The sequence below is a fragment of the Massilia sp. CCM 8734 genome (assembly GCF_011682155.1).
Taxonomy (GTDB): Bacteria; Pseudomonadota; Gammaproteobacteria; order Burkholderiales; family Burkholderiaceae_D; genus Telluria_A; species Telluria_A rubra.
Window position 1 is genome coordinate 81,704 of the sequence record NZ_WHJI01000032.1, and the last position, 14,264, is coordinate 95,967.

Consider the following 14,264-nt stretch of genomic DNA (forward strand, 5'->3'; position numbering starts at 1 on the left):
TATAGTCCCCGACACTTTCGCAATCTTTTAGTTAAGCCAACCACATGGACATGATGAAACCAGCCCTCCAGATGGACAACGTCACGCGCCGTTTCGGCGAACGCGTGGCCCTGAACGGCCTCTCGCTCACCTTGCAGGCGGGCGAGGTGTACGCGCTGCTCGCGCCCAATGGCGCCGGCAAGACCACGACGCTCAATTTGATCCTCGGCTTCCTCCAGCCGGACGGCGGCAGCATCCATGTGTGCGGCGAACCGGTGGCCGGCGATGCGGCCCGCACGCGCAGCGCGATCGCCTATCTGCCCGAACAGGTGGCGATTTATCCGGAGCTGAGCGGGCTGGAAAACCTGCGCTACTTCTCGCTGCTGGCGTCACGGGATCTGGACGACGCCACCCTGCGCCGCTTGCTATCCGAGTCCGGCCTGCGCGCCGACGCGCACGAGCGGCACGCGCGCAACTACTCGAAGGGCATGCGCCAGAAGGTCGGCATTGCGATTGCGATGGCGCGCGAGGCCAAGCTGCTGCTGTTAGATGAGCCCACCTCCGGGCTCGATCCGCTGGCCGCCTCCGAGCTGTCCGGCCTGTTGCGCGCCGCCTCGCAGCGCGGCGTCGCCATCCTCATGGCCACGCATGACCTGTACCGCATCAAGGAAGTGGCCACCCGCGTCGGCGTGCTGCACGCGGGCCGCATCGAGCGCGAAATCGATCCGCAGACGACCGAGCATGCGACACTGGAACAGGTCTACATTGCGGAGCTGGCGCGATGAGCGCAACGCTGCATGCGGCGCTGCTGCGCGCCGAAGCCCAGCGCCTGTGGCGCGAACCGCGCCTGCGCTGGGTGGCCATGCTGGCGCCATTGCTGCTGCTGATCGTGTTTTTCGCATCGATGAACAGCGCCGCGCGCATGGCCGACGAGCGCACCCGCTTTGCGGCATCCGAGCGCGCGCGCTGGCTGGCCCAGGGCCAGAAAGACCCGCACAGCGCCGCCCACTTCGGCGTGTGGGCGGTCAAGCCGTCGTCGCCGCTGCAGGTGCTGGCGCCCGGCATCGAGCCGTTTGTCGGCCTGTCGGTCTGGCTGGAAGCGCACAAGCGCAACGAAATGATTTTCCGCCCCAACCAGGATGCCGATCCGATCATGCGCAGCGCCGCGTCGGTAGCGCAGGTGCTCGAAGTGCTCGGGCCGATGTTCGCGATCCTGCTCGGCTTTGCCGGCTTCGCCCAGGACCGCCAGCGCGGCACCATGCGCATGGCCTTCGGTAACGGCGCCACGCCGGGACGGCTGCTGCTGTCGCGCTTCGCGGTGATGGTGGGCCTGCTGGTGTGCATGGCGCTCGCGCCGGTGGTGGCGATGGGGTCTTACGCCTTGCAGGTCCTGCCCGACGCCGGCTGGGGCGGTGCGGGCCGGCTGGCCATCTGGAGCCTGTTGAACTTCTTGTACCTGCTGGTGTTCTTGTTGATCGCATTGGCGGTGTCGCTCAAGGCGCCGAGCGCGCGCGCGGCGCTGACCATCATGCTGGTGCTCTGGCTGGTGCTGTGCGTGGTGCTGCCGCGCGCCGCCGGCAATGCGGCGCAGGTGCTCGCGCCGGTGCCGTCGTACCAGGAGGTGCGCAGCCATCTTGAAACCGAGTCGCCCGCGTACGAAGGGGCCGATAAATGGGAAGCGCGGCGCCAGGCGCTGATCAAGGCCAAGGTGAGCAATGTGCGCGCCGCGCAGCTCGACCAGTCGGAGCGTGAATCGCATGCGGTGTTCGACCGCGTGCTGGGACGCTTCTACGATTCGGTGGAACAGCAGGACCGCACTTTCGGCTGGCTGGGCGCCTTTACGCCGACGGTGGCGCTGCAAGCGTCCGGCGCGGCCGTGGCCGGCACCGACTTTTACCAGCACCGGCATTTTATCGAAGCCGCCGAAACCTACCGGCGCGCGATGGTCAACCGCCTCAATGGAGATTTGATGCGACACACGGAACACGAAGACGCCAGCAAGTCGACCGGCAAGCAGTTCTGGGAATCGGTGCCGGCGTTTGCCTATCGCGCGCCGTCGCTCCGCAGCGTGCTGGCGAATGCGGCGGCGCCCTTGCTGCTGCTGTTGGGATGGTGCGTGCTGGCCGGCCTTGCCGCCTGGCGCGCGGCCAAGGGAGTGCAGCCATGACGCGCGCACTGTTCCGATTCGAACTGGCGATGCTGCTCAAGGCCCGCTTCACGTGGATCATTGGCGCGTTGCTGTTTGCGGCACTAAGCTGGGGGGCGATCAACGGCCAGGCCAACGCCGACGCGCAGCAGGCCACCGTGGACCGGCTGAAGGTGCACGCGGCAGCCAAGGTGGCGAGGCAGCAGGCCGACGTGGCGCGCTACAGGCGCCCGTTCGATGCGGTGCTGCCGTATTGGCAGGACCCGTCCGACGCCGCCGGCTACATGCGTTACGGCCTGGCCGCGTATGCGGTCAAGCCACCGTCGCCGCTGGCGGGCATCGCCATCGGCCAGTCACGGCTGCTGCCGTTCTATATCAAGACGGATCTCGATTACGTGGCGCCGCCGGCGGCCGCTTTCGATTTCATCAACCCGCGCATCCTGAGCCTGGGAGACTTCGACCTGTCGTTCGTGCTGGTGTATGTGCTGCCGCTGGCCTTGGTCGCCATCGGCGCTGCGCGCCTGGCGGCCGAACGCGACTCCGGCGCGCTGCGGCTGATGGCGGCGCAACTGCCGTCGTTCCGCCAACTGGTGATGCTCAAGTTCGGCGTGCTCGCCGTTGTGTGCGTGCCGTTCACGCTGGGGGCGACGGTGCTGGCCCTGCTGGTGGCGGGTACGCCCTGCTGGACCCTGCAGACGATGGACAGCATGCTGTTGCTGGGCGCAGCAACGGCCGGCTTCACCCTGTTCTGGGTGGCGCTGACGGCGCTGGTGGCAAGCCGGATCGGGGTGGTTGGCAGTTACCTGCGGCTGGTGTCGGTGTGGATCGGATTTACGTTCTTCGTGCCGGCGGCGGGCGCGCTGGTCATCGACATGGCGTATCCGGCGCCGTCGCCGCTGCTGTACCTCGACGACCTGCGCCGCGCAAACGACTTCAAACCGACCGATCGCGATGCGCTGTTCGTTGCGTTCGCACGGGCCGATCCGGCGTATGCGGCGGCGGCCGACCGGGTTGGCCAGGTGTCGTATGCGACCAAGCAGATTGCGGTGCAGCAGGCGGTGGAGCGGCAGGTAGCGCAACGCGCCGGGGCGGCGGCGCGCCAGAACGATGTCGCTGCCGGGAAGGCGGCCACGCTGCGCTGGTTGTCGCCGGCGATGGTGTTCGACACCTTGTTGCAGCAGGCGGCGGGGAGCGGCGTGGAACGGCACAAGCGCTTCATCAAGCGCACCAGTGACTATACGGACGAACTGCGCGCGTTCTTCTGGCCGCGCGCGCTGGCCGAAGCAGCCAATCCGACCAATGCGTGCCGGGGCTGTGCGGGCCGGATGAACTTTACCGACCACGACAAGATTCCGCGCTTCGAGGCGGACCGGCCGCTGGACGGCGTGGCGGGCAGTATTGGCCGCGCGGTGGGGTATTTGTGGCTGCTGGCGGGAGCGGTCGTGCTGATGCTGTGGAGCGGGAGGCAGTTCAGGGTGTGAGCGTGACGTCGTTCCCGCGCCAAGGCGGCACTCGGCGGGAACGACGGGCTAGTGCGTCGTCGGCGCACGCGCCCGGCGCTTCGGCACCGGCGCCGCCTTCGCGCGCTCCGCCGAGCAATCGGCGCACACGCCGTACAGGGTCAGCTCGTGGCGGTCGATTACAAACCCGGCCGGCGCGAGGCTCTCCATCGAACCCGGGCAGCCTTCCACGTCGAACACCCGGTCGCAAGGCACGCAGTGAAAGTGGTGGTGATGGTGATGCGCCGCGTGGCTCATCTCGTAGCGCGCGTTTTCGCCCGGCAGGCTCACGGTCTGGATGGTGCCGTCGTCGAGCAGCAGCTTGAGGTTGCGGTAAATGGTCGCGATGCCGATCTCGGACACGGTCTCGCGTACCCCGGCGAGGATTTCCTGGGGCGTGAGCGGGCGGGCCGCCGCATCGATGACAGTACGAATCGCTGTCCGCTGGCGTGTAGAACGTTCCATGGCAAGACTATTGAAGCAAAAACCCATTATCCCATAAAGCCGAACAAATGCTTGCCTCGCTAATGATAATGGATTATCGTTAACGCCAAGCAGTCAAGTAACTCTCTCTCGACCTCCACCACGAAAGCCATGACCCCGTGACTTCCATCGACTTCGCAGACAGCAGATACACACCAGCGGCGCGGCCCAACTTCACCTGGCATGCCGGCACGGCGGAAGCGATCAGCAGCGGGATCTGCCACGGCACCCTGGGCGAGTTGATTCAAGGCCCGTACATCGAGAATGGCGCCGCCCAGATCAGCCTGATCTCGCTACCGGTCAAAAAATACAGCTGCATGCACTTCACGCATGGCGAGCGCGCCGGCGCGGACAACGCACTGGCCACCAAAACCAAATGCCGGCAAGCGATCGCCCATTACCTTGCGCGGCAGGGAAGGCAGCTGCCGCCCGGGACCTGGAGCCACGATTCGGAACTGCTGGAAGGGAAAGGCATGGCCAGTTCGACGGCCGACATCGTGGCCACCATCCGCTGCCTGGACGCGATCTTCGGCATCGCGTCGTGCGGCGAATCGATATCGGCCACCCTGCGCGCGATCGAGCGCTCCGACAGCGTCTTTTTGGAGACGTACGCGCTGTACCTGAGCGGACGCCAGCACGTGGTGCAGTGCTTCGGCAGCGCCCCTACTTTTCACGCCTGCTACATCGACGAGGGCAACCGCATCGATACCGAAAAAACCGGTGCGCGCCTGCTCACGCTGTACCACGAACGGCTGACGCCCTACACCGCCAACCTCGATAACGCCGTCGATGCTTTTTTGCGCGGGGACCTTGCCGCAATCGCCGCCTGCGCCACGGTCAGCGCGGTGTTGGGGCAGGACGCCATCCCCAAGCGCAACCTGGGCGTGCTGCTCAAGAACCAGGCGCGCTACGGGGCCGACGGCATTTTTGTTGCGCACACGGGCAGCCTGGCGGGCTACCTGTTCATCCACAAACCCGGGCCTACGCAAATGGGCGCGCTCTCGTCATTCTTTCGCGGCCTGGGCTTCCAAAGCCGCTTCGTCCAGACAGGATTCTGACCATGTTCGATCACATTGCGGATGCTATCAAGGCGCCGGACTTCGTACGCCTCGGCCCCAACCTCTACGTCGCCCGTTTCGAGACGATGAAGGTGTATTCGACCCTGGTGGCGGTGGAGCGCCTGCTGGCGACCGGCATAGTCAAGCGCGGCGACACACTGCTCGACAGCTCCAGCGGCATTTACGCGTACGCCCTTGCGCTGGCATGCCACAAGTTCGACATGCAGTGCCACATCGTCGCCTCGAAAACGGTGGACCAGACGCTGATGGTGCAGTTGCAGCTGCTCGGCGCAAACGTGGAACAGGTGCCGCCGTCGGCCACCCTGAAAATGGACCAGAGCCTGCGCGTGGCGCGCATCGCCGACATCCGCGCGGCCAACCCGCACGTGCACTGGATGCAGCAGTACCACGACGACATTCACTACGCCGGCTACGAGCCGATCGCCAACGAGATCGAACGCCTGCTCGGTACCGACGGCCTGACCATTGTCGGCGGCGTGGGTTCGGGCTGTTCGACTGGCGGCCTGGCGCGCGCCTTGCGCAACGCCGACGATGCGGTGGAACTGATCGGCGTGCAGCCCTTCGGCAGCGTCACCTTCGGCTGCGCGCACATCGAAGACCCCGGCATCGTCATCGCCGGCATCGGTACCGGCATCCCCTTTCGCAACGTGCGGCACGCGCTGTACGACCAGATTCACTGGATCGGTTTCGATTACGGCCTGGCTGGCGCGGTGGCCCTGCTGCGCCGGCACGCGATCTTCGCCGGCCTGTCGAGCGGCTGCTGCTACCTGGCGGCGGCGCGCGAAGCGCAGCTGCGCCCCGAACGCACTGTGCTGTTCATCGCGCCCGACACCGGTCATCGCTACGTGGACGCGGTCTTCGCGCAGCACGCGGGCGCGCTGGAACTGCATGACCTGGCGCCCACCCACGTCGACGCGCACGAGGATCTTGTGCTGCCCTGGTCGGTGATGGCCTGGAACCGCCGCGCCGCCACCGAATCCATCAACTGAAAAGGGAGTAATCACACCATGGCACACCTGTTAATGATCGAAAGCTGGGTCGGCGGCACCGGCCGCATTTTTCCCGCCACCATCACCGGCGCCGGCCACACCTACACCTTTGTGACGCGCAACCGCGCCCACTACCTGGACGGGCAAAAAGCGCCGATCCACCCGGTGCTGGCGCACGCCGCCAATGTGCTCACCACCGAAACGAATGACGTGCCGGCGCTGATCGACTTTTTGCGGGCCCAGCACCGCGTGCTCAAGTTCGACGGCGTGGTGACCATCTGCGACTACTACATCGACACCGTGGCCCAGGTGGCGCAGGCGTTGGCGCTGCCGCAGGCATTTTGCAGCAATGTGGCGATGGTGCGCCGCAAGCACCTGGTGCGCGAAGCGCTGGAAAAGGCCGGCCTGCCCAATCCGGCGTTTGCCGCCGTAACCTCGTGGGAAGCGGCGCGCGCGGCGGCCAGCGAGATCGGCTACCCGCTGATCCTCAAGCCGTCGGACCTGGCGTCGAGCGCCTTCGTCAAGCTGGTCAAGGACGAAACGGAACTGCACGCGGCGTTTGCGGCGCTGGAAGCATTCCCGACCAACTTCCGCGAGCAGGCGCGCGAGCCGCTATGGCTGCTGGAAGAATACATGAAGGGCGAGGAAGTGAGCGTGGAAGCGTGCACCTTCGGCGGGCAAACGACCATCATCGGCATCACCGACAAGAGCCTGACAGGCTTCCCCTACTTTATCGAGGACGGGCACATGTTCCCGGCGCGGCTCGATGGCGACGTGACGGACGCGGTGTGCGAACTGGTGAGGGCGGCGCTGGAAGCGGTCGGCTTCGACCACGGCATCAGCCACACCGAAGTGAAGCTCACGCGCAGGGGGCCGCGTATCGTCGAAATCAATCCGCGCCCGGGAGGCAATTACATTGCGGAGCTGATCGAGCGGGTTACCGGCATACAGTTCCTGTCGGCCCAGATCGACCTGGCGCTCGGGCGACAGCCGGACCTCACGCGCAAGGAGACCGGTGTGCAAAGCGCGGCCATCAAGTTCCTCGTGCCGGCAGGCGTAGGCAGGGTCGGCGCCATGACCGGTATCGACAGCGTGGCCAGCGCACCGCACGTGGCGCGCGCGCTGATCACCAATGCCAGCGGCAAGGTGCTGGCCGCACCGATCGACAACGCCTGCTACCTCGGCCACGTGGTGGCCATCGACCCGCACGGCCTGGATGCGCGCAAGTATGCGGAGAAGGCGCTAAGCGGGGTCGCGATCAGTTTCGCGGGCGACGCCAAGGAGCCGGCCGCGCCGTGGAACGTGACGGGCCTGATCGAAGACGTGCAGTGCGGCCTGTACGGCCCGGCGCCGGAATCAATGCACGTGGTCGGGGCGTCGTGGATTTCGCAAAGCACGCGTTTTCCGGGCACCCAGCAAACCTATCGCAACTACTACCTGGTGCTGCGCGTGGGCGCGGCGTTCGGCGCCTGCTGCATCGAACGCGATGCGCTCGACCCGACGATTGCGCCGGCGCTGGCAGGATCAAGCGTGGCCGACCTGCTGGTCGATCCGCGCCTGCCGGTGCGCATCGCCGCGCTCGACGCCTACCTGAACGCGGTGCGCCCGGCGCGCGAGTCGGCGCTGGCGCAAGCCATGACCTTGCCGGCCGGTGCGCCACCGGTGCGCGCGGTGGCGCGCGACAATGCGATTGCCGCGCTGGTGTCCATCAAGCCGGGCCAGCGCGTGGGCCTGATCGGCGTGGTAAATCCGCTGGTGGACGCCATTACGCAGAACGGCGGCATTTGCCTGCCGTGCGACTTCAACATGGAACGCACGCACAGCGGCCTGGAGGTATCGCGCGACATGCTGCCGATCCTGGAGACGGCCGACATGATCATCGCCACCGGCATGACCCTGTCCAACGGCTCGTTCGACGACATCCTGATGGCGGCGCGCCGGCGCGGCATTCCGTTGATCGTGTACGCGCAGACCGGCAGCGGCATCATCCCGCGCTTTCTTGGTGACGGCGTGGCCGCGGTATGCGCCGAGCCGTTTCCATTCTCGCAGTTCAGCGCCGATCCAACCTCCGTCTACCTGTACCGCGCGCCATGACCGTTTTGTCCGACCAGGTCCGCAAGCGCGGGCTCAATGCGCTGCTGGTGTACACCTTCCTGATGGTGGTCGGCTTTGCCATGCTGATGCCCCTGGTGAGCGTGCATTTTGTCAGCAATGCCGGCATGGCGGCGGCCGTGGTCGGAGGCGCGCTGGCGCTGCGCCAGATAACGCAGCAGGGCCTGGCGCTGGTGGGCGGCATGCTGGCCGACCGCTTCGGCGTGCGGCCCATGATCTGCCTCGGTGTGCTGCTGCGCGCCGCCGGCTTTGCCAGCCTGGCCTTCGCCGGCGACGCCTTGACGCTGTGCGTGGCGATGGTGGTGTCGGCGCTGGGCGGCGCATTGTTCGAAGCGCCCTACCAGGCGGCGATTGCGGCCTTGACGACGCAAGAGACGCGGCCGCGCTACTACGCGCTCAGTAACTGGGTCAGCGGCATTGCCAGCACCGTCGGCCCGCTGGTCGGCGTGGCGCTGCTGCATGTGGACTTCCAGATCGTGTGCCTGGCGGCCGCGGCGTGCTTTGCGCTCAACTGCGGCATCGCCCTGTGGATGCTGCCGCCGCTGGCAAGTCCGGAGGCGCCGCGCTTGACGACGCACCGCCTCGCACTGGTGACGCGCGACCGCCGCTTTTTGCTGTTCACCGGCCTGATGATGGGCTACTGGTTCGTGGCGGTGCAGATCAATATCAGCTTCCCGCTGCTGGCCGAACGCCTGAGCGGAAACCAGGACAGCGTCGGCATCATGTTCGCGCTCAGCGCCGGCCTGACAGTGCTGCTGCAATACCACCTGCTGCGGGTGGCGGAGCGCTGGCTGTCGACGCAGCAGATCCTGGTGCTGGGCGTGACGATCATCGCGCTCGGCGTTGGCGCCATCGCCCTGGCGCAGACGTTTGCGGCCTTCCTGGTGTGCGTCGCGGCGTTTTCGATTGGGGCGATCCTGGTGCGGCCGACGATGCAGAACCTGATCGCCAGCATGGCCAATCCGCAAGCGCTGGGGACCTTTCTCGGTTTCAGTTCGCTCAGCCTGGCCCTTGGCGGCGCGATCGGCAACGTGACCGGTGGTTGGCTGGTCGAGTTTTCCAGCACGCGCCAATGGCCGCAACTGCCGTGGATGATCTTTTGCGCGGTCGGGCTCCTGAGCGCGTTCGGCCTGTTCCGTCTGGCGCCACGCGCGCGGGAGGCCACATGAACAAGCAGCATGCGATTGCGATGCTGTGCGGCGCGGTCGTCGTTGCCAGCGCGGCGCGCTACTGGAGCACGCCCGCGCGCGCCGCATCGGCCACGGCTACGACGCCACCCTCCCCGCCCGCCGTGGTGGTGAACACGGTGGCGCCGGTGGTGCGCGACGTGCCTGTGGTGCTGCGCGCGACCGGCACCGTGACGCCAACGAGCGTAGTGGACGTGCACGCGCAGACCACCAGCACCATCAGGCAAGTGCACATCCGCGAAGGCCAGTTCGTCAAGGCGGGCCAATTGCTGTTTTCGCTGGACGACCGTGCCGGACGTGCCAGCGTAGAACGCGCGCAGGCGCAGCTAATGCGCGACGAGGCGGCGCTGGCCGGCCTTGAGCAGCGCTACCGGCGCAGCGTGGAATTGCTGGAGAAGCAGTTCATCGCCATCACCGCCGTGGACACGCTGCGCAGCGAGGTCGATGCGGCGCGCGCCTTGCTGCGGGCCGACCAGGCGGCGCTGCGGGGGGTGCGGGTGGACGCCGGCTACAACGCGATCCGCGCGCCGATGGCGGGCCGGGTCGGCGCCATCAAGCTGTATGCGGGCAGCCTGGTGCAAGTCGGCACGCCGCTGGTCACGGTAGCGCGGCTCGATCCGATTGCGGTCACGTTCACGCTACCGGAAGCGCATGTTGGCGAGCTGCTGGCGGCGCACCAGCGCGGCGCGGTGGCGGTCGAGGCCAACAATCGCAACGGACTGCTTACCTTCATCGATAACAGTGTCGACCCGGTAGCCGGCGCGATCCGGGTCAAGGCGAGTTTCGAGAACGGCGACGCCGCCATGTGGCCGGGGCAGTATGTGGACGCACGGGTCACGGTAAGCACGCTGCGCGGGGCCGTGGTGATTCCACAGGCGGCGATGATCACCAGTCCCGCCGGCGCCTTCGTGTACGTGGTGGGGCCGGACCAGACGGTGAAGCAGGTGGCGGTGGAGCGGCTGCACGCATTCGGGTCGAGTGCCGCGGTGACCGGCCTGGCGGGTGGCGAAACCATCGTCACCGAGGGCAAGCAGAATCTCAAGCCTGGCGCGCGGATCAAGGCGGGCCGGGGATGAACTTGTCCGCATTCTGTATCGAGCGCCCGGTGATGGTGGTGCTGCTGTCGGTCGGCCTGGTGGTTGCCGGGCTGCTGGCGTACCGCTTCATTCCGGTGTCCGCGCTACCGAGTTACAACACCCCGGTGATCAACGTGCAGGCCAACCTGCCGGGCGCCAGTCCCCAGACGATGGCGTCGTCGGTGGCGCTGCCGCTGGAGAAGGAGTTTTCGGCGATCGCCGGCGTCACCTTGCTGACCTCCACCAGTACCCTGGGCGCGACCTCGCTGACGCTGGAGTTCGGGCCGGCCATCGACATCAATGCCGCCGCCGTGGACGTGCAGGCGGCGCTGCTGCGGGCGCAGCGCGCACTGCCGCGCGAGATGACCGAGCTGCCGTCCTACCGCAAAGTCAATCCGGCGGAAGCGGCGGTACTGTCGATGGAGATGACGTCGCCGTCGATGGACTTGTCGGAGCTGAACGACTACGCGGAAAACCTGATCGCGCCGGCGTTGTCCGGCCTTCCCGGCGTGGCGCAGTTGACGGTGCTGGGCCAGAAGCGCTTTGCTGTGCGGGTGCGCGCCGATCCCGGCCGCATGAAGGCGCGCGACATGTCGATGGACGAACTGTCGGCCGCGCTGCAGGCGGCCAACGCCAATTCACCGCTCGGCGTGCTGGACGGGCCGGCGCAGAGCATGGTCATCCAGGGTAATGCGCAACTGCTCAAGGCCGCGGATTATGCCGGCCTGATTGTGGCCATGCGCGGCGGGCAGCCGGTACGGCTGGAAGACGTGGCCGATGTAGAGGACAGTTACCAGTCGGTGCGCTCGGCCAGCAGTTTTAACGGCGAGCGCTCGATCGTGCTGCTGCTGTACCGCCAGCCCGATGCGAATACCCTGGCCGTGGTGGACGCGGCCAAGCAGGCACTCGCACGCATGCGCGGGCAGTTGCCGCAGTCGGTGGCGATCAACATGGTCAACGACCGCTCGGTATCGGTGCGCGAAGCGATGAATGATGTGAACATTACGCTCGGGCTGACCATCGTGCTGGTGATCCTGGTGATCTTTCTGTTCCTGCGCCGCGCGGCGGCCACCCTGATACCGGCACTGACGATTCCCATTTCCCTACTTGGCGCGCTGCTGCTGATGCACTGGCTCGGCTACAGCCTGAATAATGTTTCACTGCTGGGGATTACCCTGGCCGTCGGGCTGGTGGTGGACGACGCGATCGTGGTGCTGGAAAATATCGTGCGCCATATCGAAGCCGGCAAAAGCCCGTTTGACGCCGCCATGACCGGTGCGCGCGAGGTGAGCCTGACCATCGTGTCGATTTCGATTTCGCTGGCGGCGGTATTCATGCCAATCTTCTTCATGCCGGGCGTGATGGGGCTGCTGTTCCACGAATTTGCGGTGGTGGTGTCGCTGGCGGTGCTGGTGTCGGCGCTAGTGTCGCTCACGCTCGTGCCGATGCTCTCGAGCCGCCTGCTGCGCGAGGATGCACGGCACGCGGCCGGCAAGACAAGCGTGTTCGCGCGCGTGGAAAGGGCTTACGCGGCGTCGCTGGACCAGGCGCTCGCGCACCGCGCCAGGGTGCTGCTGGCGGCGCTGGCCATCCTGGCGCTCACGGTGGGGCTGTATGCGGCCATTCCCAAGGGCTTGCTGCCGGAGGAAGACCTGGGCCAGGTGCGCGTGTCGACCGAGGCATCGGAAGACATTTCATCCTCCGCCATGCTGGCCCTGCAAGTGAAGGTGGCGGCGGCGCTCAAGGCCGACCCGAACGTGCGCGATGTATCGTCGTCGGTCACGGGCGACAACAGCGGCAGCATGTTCCTCCTGCTCAAACCACGCGGGCAGCGCGCCCCGATGGCCGCTGTGATCGCGAGCCTGAAACGGGCCACCAGCGGGATTGCCGGCGTGGCCGTGTATCTGAAACCGGTGCAGAATTTCCAGGTGGGCGGGCGGCCCAGCAAAAGCCGCTACCAGTACACGCTGCAAAGCGTCGGCGCCCAGGGTCCGGATGAATGGGCGGCCAACTTCCTGGAACGGATGCGGGCCGACGCGCGCTTTACCGACGTGACCAGCGACGCGCGCAACCAGGGCTTGCAGGCGAGCCTGAAAGTGGACCGCGACAAGGCGGCCGTACTGGGCGTACGCATGCTTGATGTGCGCAGCGCCTTGTATTCGGCATTCGGGGAACGCCAGGTGGCGACCATTTACGGCGCCGCCGCCACCTATTCGGTGATCCTGGAATCGGCGCAGGCCGAGCGCCAGTTCGAGGATGCGCTGGGCCATCTGTCGGTGCGCAGCAAGGCGGGTGAACTGGTGAACGTATCGAGCTTTGCGACGGTGGAGCGCACCATCGGGCCGCTGTCGGTCAATCACCAGGGGCAGCTGCAGGCCATTACGCTGTCGTTCAACCTGGCGGCCGGCGTGCCGCTCGGCGACGCGACCGGCGCCATCAACGCGATGGCGCGCGATATGAAGCTGCCGGCGTCGATCGTGGCGCGCTACGGCGGCGACGCGGCCGTGTTCCAGGAGGCGCAATCGAGCCAGGTATGGCTGATCGTGGCCGCGCTGGCGGTCATCTACATCCTGCTCGGGGTGCTGTACGAAAGCTATATTCATCCGCTGACCATCCTGACGGGGCTGCCGTCGGCGGCGGTCGGTGCGCTACTCACGTTATGGCTGTTCGGGATGGAGCTGACCATGATCGCGGTGGTCGGCATTTTGCTGCTGATCGGGATCGTGAAGAAGAACGCAATCATGATCATCGACTTCGCCCTGCATTTGCAGCGCGAGGAAGGCATGGCGCCGGAACTGGCGGTGCGCCAGGCCTGCCTGCTGCGCTTTCGGCCGATCATGATGACGACCATTGCCGCGCTGATGGGCGCGCTGCCGATTGCGCTGGGCTGGGGTGCGGGGGCCGAACTGCGCCAACCGCTGGGGCTTGCGGTCGTTGGAGGACTGGTGTTTTCGCAGTTGATTACGCTGTACGTGACGCCGGCGATGTATCTTGCGCTGGACAGGTATGAGCGCAAGAACAAGCCTGCGCGGGGTGGAACGGTGCGGGCCGGGCGGCGGGAATCAATCGTCGACGAGGCGCTTCTTTAGTTCGTCCTTGCCGCTTCGTTCGATCAGGGCCGCCAGCTCGGCGGGTCGGATGCGGCCCCACAGATGGCCGCATGCCGTGCACACGGACAGCGTCTCGTGCACCAGCGGGACCGACTTTTTCAAGGTCAGGAGCTTCAAGCCGTCCGGGTTAAAGGCATTCACCGCACCGCCTTCGCCCAGCCTGACCTTGACCTGGCCGGTGAGCACTTTTTTGGATTTGCAGCTTGGACAAATCATGTTGTCATCTTTCGTCGGCGTAGGCGAGGTGCGGGCCACTCGTACGAATCGCCTGTAGCGCTTGCTCAAGTTCCGCGCTGTAACCCAGGTAGCGCAGGTGCGAGCGCAGTCCGGGGATTTCCACACCGGGGTTTGCCTGCTGTAGCAGCTTCACGGCCGCCAATAACTTGTTTGCGCGGAGCAGATCGTGGATTTCCGCCGGTACGCTGTGTACCGAACGTTCGATGCCAAAATGATCGTGAATCGTGCGTTCGGCATCCTCTAGCCTGAATTTTGCATAAAAAAGGGCAAGAATGCCGTAAGTGATTGATAAAATGTGAGTTATCCATAAAACACAATTTCAACACGAACGCACCTTGCCCGGCATGAATTCTACCTCAGAGCAGCT

At 66.1% G+C, this 14,264-nt stretch carries 11 protein-coding genes; 9 read left to right on the top strand and 2 right to left on the bottom strand.

The features are described 5' to 3' along the window. The first annotated feature begins 50 nt into the window (after positions 1-50). Genes F2P46_RS24975 through F2P46_RS24985 form a run of 3 tightly spaced genes read left to right on the top strand, consistent with a single transcriptional unit; the run spans position 51 to position 3,606 of the window. Positions 51-764, top strand: a complete 714-nt coding sequence (locus F2P46_RS24975) for an ABC transporter ATP-binding protein (protein WP_208296764.1) — start codon at positions 51-53, stop codon at positions 762-764. Continuing rightward, positions 761-2,146, top strand: coding sequence for an ABC transporter permease subunit (locus F2P46_RS24980; RefSeq protein ID WP_166895297.1), 1,386 nt, complete (start codon positions 761-763; stop codon positions 2,144-2,146). The genes F2P46_RS24975 and F2P46_RS24980 overlap by 4 nt, the downstream gene beginning before the upstream one ends. Further along, complete coding sequence (locus tag F2P46_RS24985) at positions 2,143-3,606, top strand: ABC transporter permease subunit (protein WP_166895298.1); 1,464 nt, start codon at positions 2,143-2,145, stop codon at positions 3,604-3,606. Before F2P46_RS24980 ends, F2P46_RS24985 begins: the two co-directional genes overlap by 4 nt. Before the next feature lie 48 nt (positions 3,607-3,654). On the opposite strand, the gene F2P46_RS24990 is transcribed toward F2P46_RS24985, so the two are convergent. Then, entirely contained in the window at positions 3,655-4,089 is a 435-nt protein-coding gene (locus F2P46_RS24990) for a transcriptional repressor (RefSeq protein ID WP_166895300.1), read from the bottom strand. A 137-nt stretch (positions 4,090-4,226) separates the two neighbouring features. Between F2P46_RS24990 and F2P46_RS24995 the strand changes: the two genes are divergently transcribed. Genes F2P46_RS24995 through F2P46_RS25025 form a run of 6 tightly spaced genes read left to right on the top strand, consistent with a single transcriptional unit; the run spans position 4,227 to position 13,639 of the window. Beyond that, the gene (locus F2P46_RS24995; protein WP_166895302.1) at positions 4,227-5,165 is read left to right on the top strand and encodes a hypothetical protein; all 939 of its coding nucleotides are present in this window, start codon (positions 4,227-4,229) and stop codon (positions 5,163-5,165) included. A gap of 2 nt (positions 5,166-5,167) precedes the next feature. Further along, complete coding sequence (locus tag F2P46_RS25000; protein ID WP_166895304.1) at positions 5,168-6,175, top strand: pyridoxal-phosphate dependent enzyme; 1,008 nt, start codon at positions 5,168-5,170, stop codon at positions 6,173-6,175. A gap of 18 nt (positions 6,176-6,193) precedes the next feature. Next, the gene (locus F2P46_RS37105) at positions 6,194-8,269 is read left to right on the top strand and encodes an ATP-grasp domain-containing protein (protein WP_208296765.1); all 2,076 of its coding nucleotides are present in this window, start codon (positions 6,194-6,196) and stop codon (positions 8,267-8,269) included. Further along, positions 8,266-9,456, top strand: coding sequence for an MFS transporter (locus tag F2P46_RS25015; protein ID WP_166895306.1), 1,191 nt, complete (start codon positions 8,266-8,268; stop codon positions 9,454-9,456). The genes F2P46_RS37105 and F2P46_RS25015 overlap by 4 nt, the downstream gene beginning before the upstream one ends. Continuing rightward, the gene (locus F2P46_RS25020) at positions 9,453-10,550 is read left to right on the top strand and encodes an efflux RND transporter periplasmic adaptor subunit (RefSeq protein ID WP_166895308.1); all 1,098 of its coding nucleotides are present in this window, start codon (positions 9,453-9,455) and stop codon (positions 10,548-10,550) included. The genes F2P46_RS25015 and F2P46_RS25020 overlap by 4 nt, the downstream gene beginning before the upstream one ends. Then, positions 10,547-13,639: an efflux RND transporter permease subunit gene (locus F2P46_RS25025; RefSeq protein ID WP_166895310.1), complete on the top strand. Its 3,093-nt coding sequence runs from the start codon at positions 10,547-10,549 to the stop codon at positions 13,637-13,639. Before F2P46_RS25020 ends, F2P46_RS25025 begins: the two co-directional genes overlap by 4 nt. Here F2P46_RS25025 and F2P46_RS25030 read toward each other — a convergent pair. Continuing rightward, positions 13,613-13,876 carry a hypothetical protein gene (locus F2P46_RS25030; protein WP_166895312.1) on the bottom strand — a complete coding sequence of 88 codons (264 nt, stop codon included), beginning with the start codon at positions 13,874-13,876 and terminating at the stop codon, positions 13,613-13,615. The genes F2P46_RS25025 and F2P46_RS25030 overlap by 27 nt on opposite strands. Positions 13,877-14,264: the final 388 nt, after the last annotated feature.

What these genes read in the sequence shown, in the direction of transcription:
- F2P46_RS24975 (WP_208296764.1), top strand. Translation starts at nt 51, where the DNA reads ATGATGAAACCAGCCCTCCAGATGGACAACGTCACGCGCCGTTTCGGC.
- F2P46_RS25000 (WP_166895304.1), top strand. Translation starts at nt 5,168, where the DNA reads ATGTTCGATCACATTGCGGATGCTATCAAGGCGCCGGACTTCGTACGC.
- F2P46_RS24980 (WP_166895297.1), top strand. Translation starts at nt 761, where the DNA reads ATGAGCGCAACGCTGCATGCGGCGCTGCTGCGCGCCGAAGCCCAGCGC.
- F2P46_RS24990 (WP_166895300.1), bottom strand. Translation starts at nt 4,089, where the DNA reads ATGGAACGTTCTACACGCCAGCGGACAGCGATTCGTACTGTCATCGAT.
- F2P46_RS25015 (WP_166895306.1), top strand. Translation starts at nt 8,266, where the DNA reads ATGACCGTTTTGTCCGACCAGGTCCGCAAGCGCGGGCTCAATGCGCTG.
- F2P46_RS25030 (WP_166895312.1), bottom strand. Translation starts at nt 13,876, where the DNA reads ATGATTTGTCCAAGCTGCAAATCCAAAAAAGTGCTCACCGGCCAGGTC.
- F2P46_RS37105 (WP_208296765.1), top strand. Translation starts at nt 6,194, where the DNA reads ATGGCACACCTGTTAATGATCGAAAGCTGGGTCGGCGGCACCGGCCGC.
- F2P46_RS25025 (WP_166895310.1), top strand. Translation starts at nt 10,547, where the DNA reads ATGAACTTGTCCGCATTCTGTATCGAGCGCCCGGTGATGGTGGTGCTG.
- F2P46_RS25020 (WP_166895308.1), top strand. Translation starts at nt 9,453, where the DNA reads ATGAACAAGCAGCATGCGATTGCGATGCTGTGCGGCGCGGTCGTCGTT.
- F2P46_RS24985 (WP_166895298.1), top strand. Translation starts at nt 2,143, where the DNA reads ATGACGCGCGCACTGTTCCGATTCGAACTGGCGATGCTGCTCAAGGCC.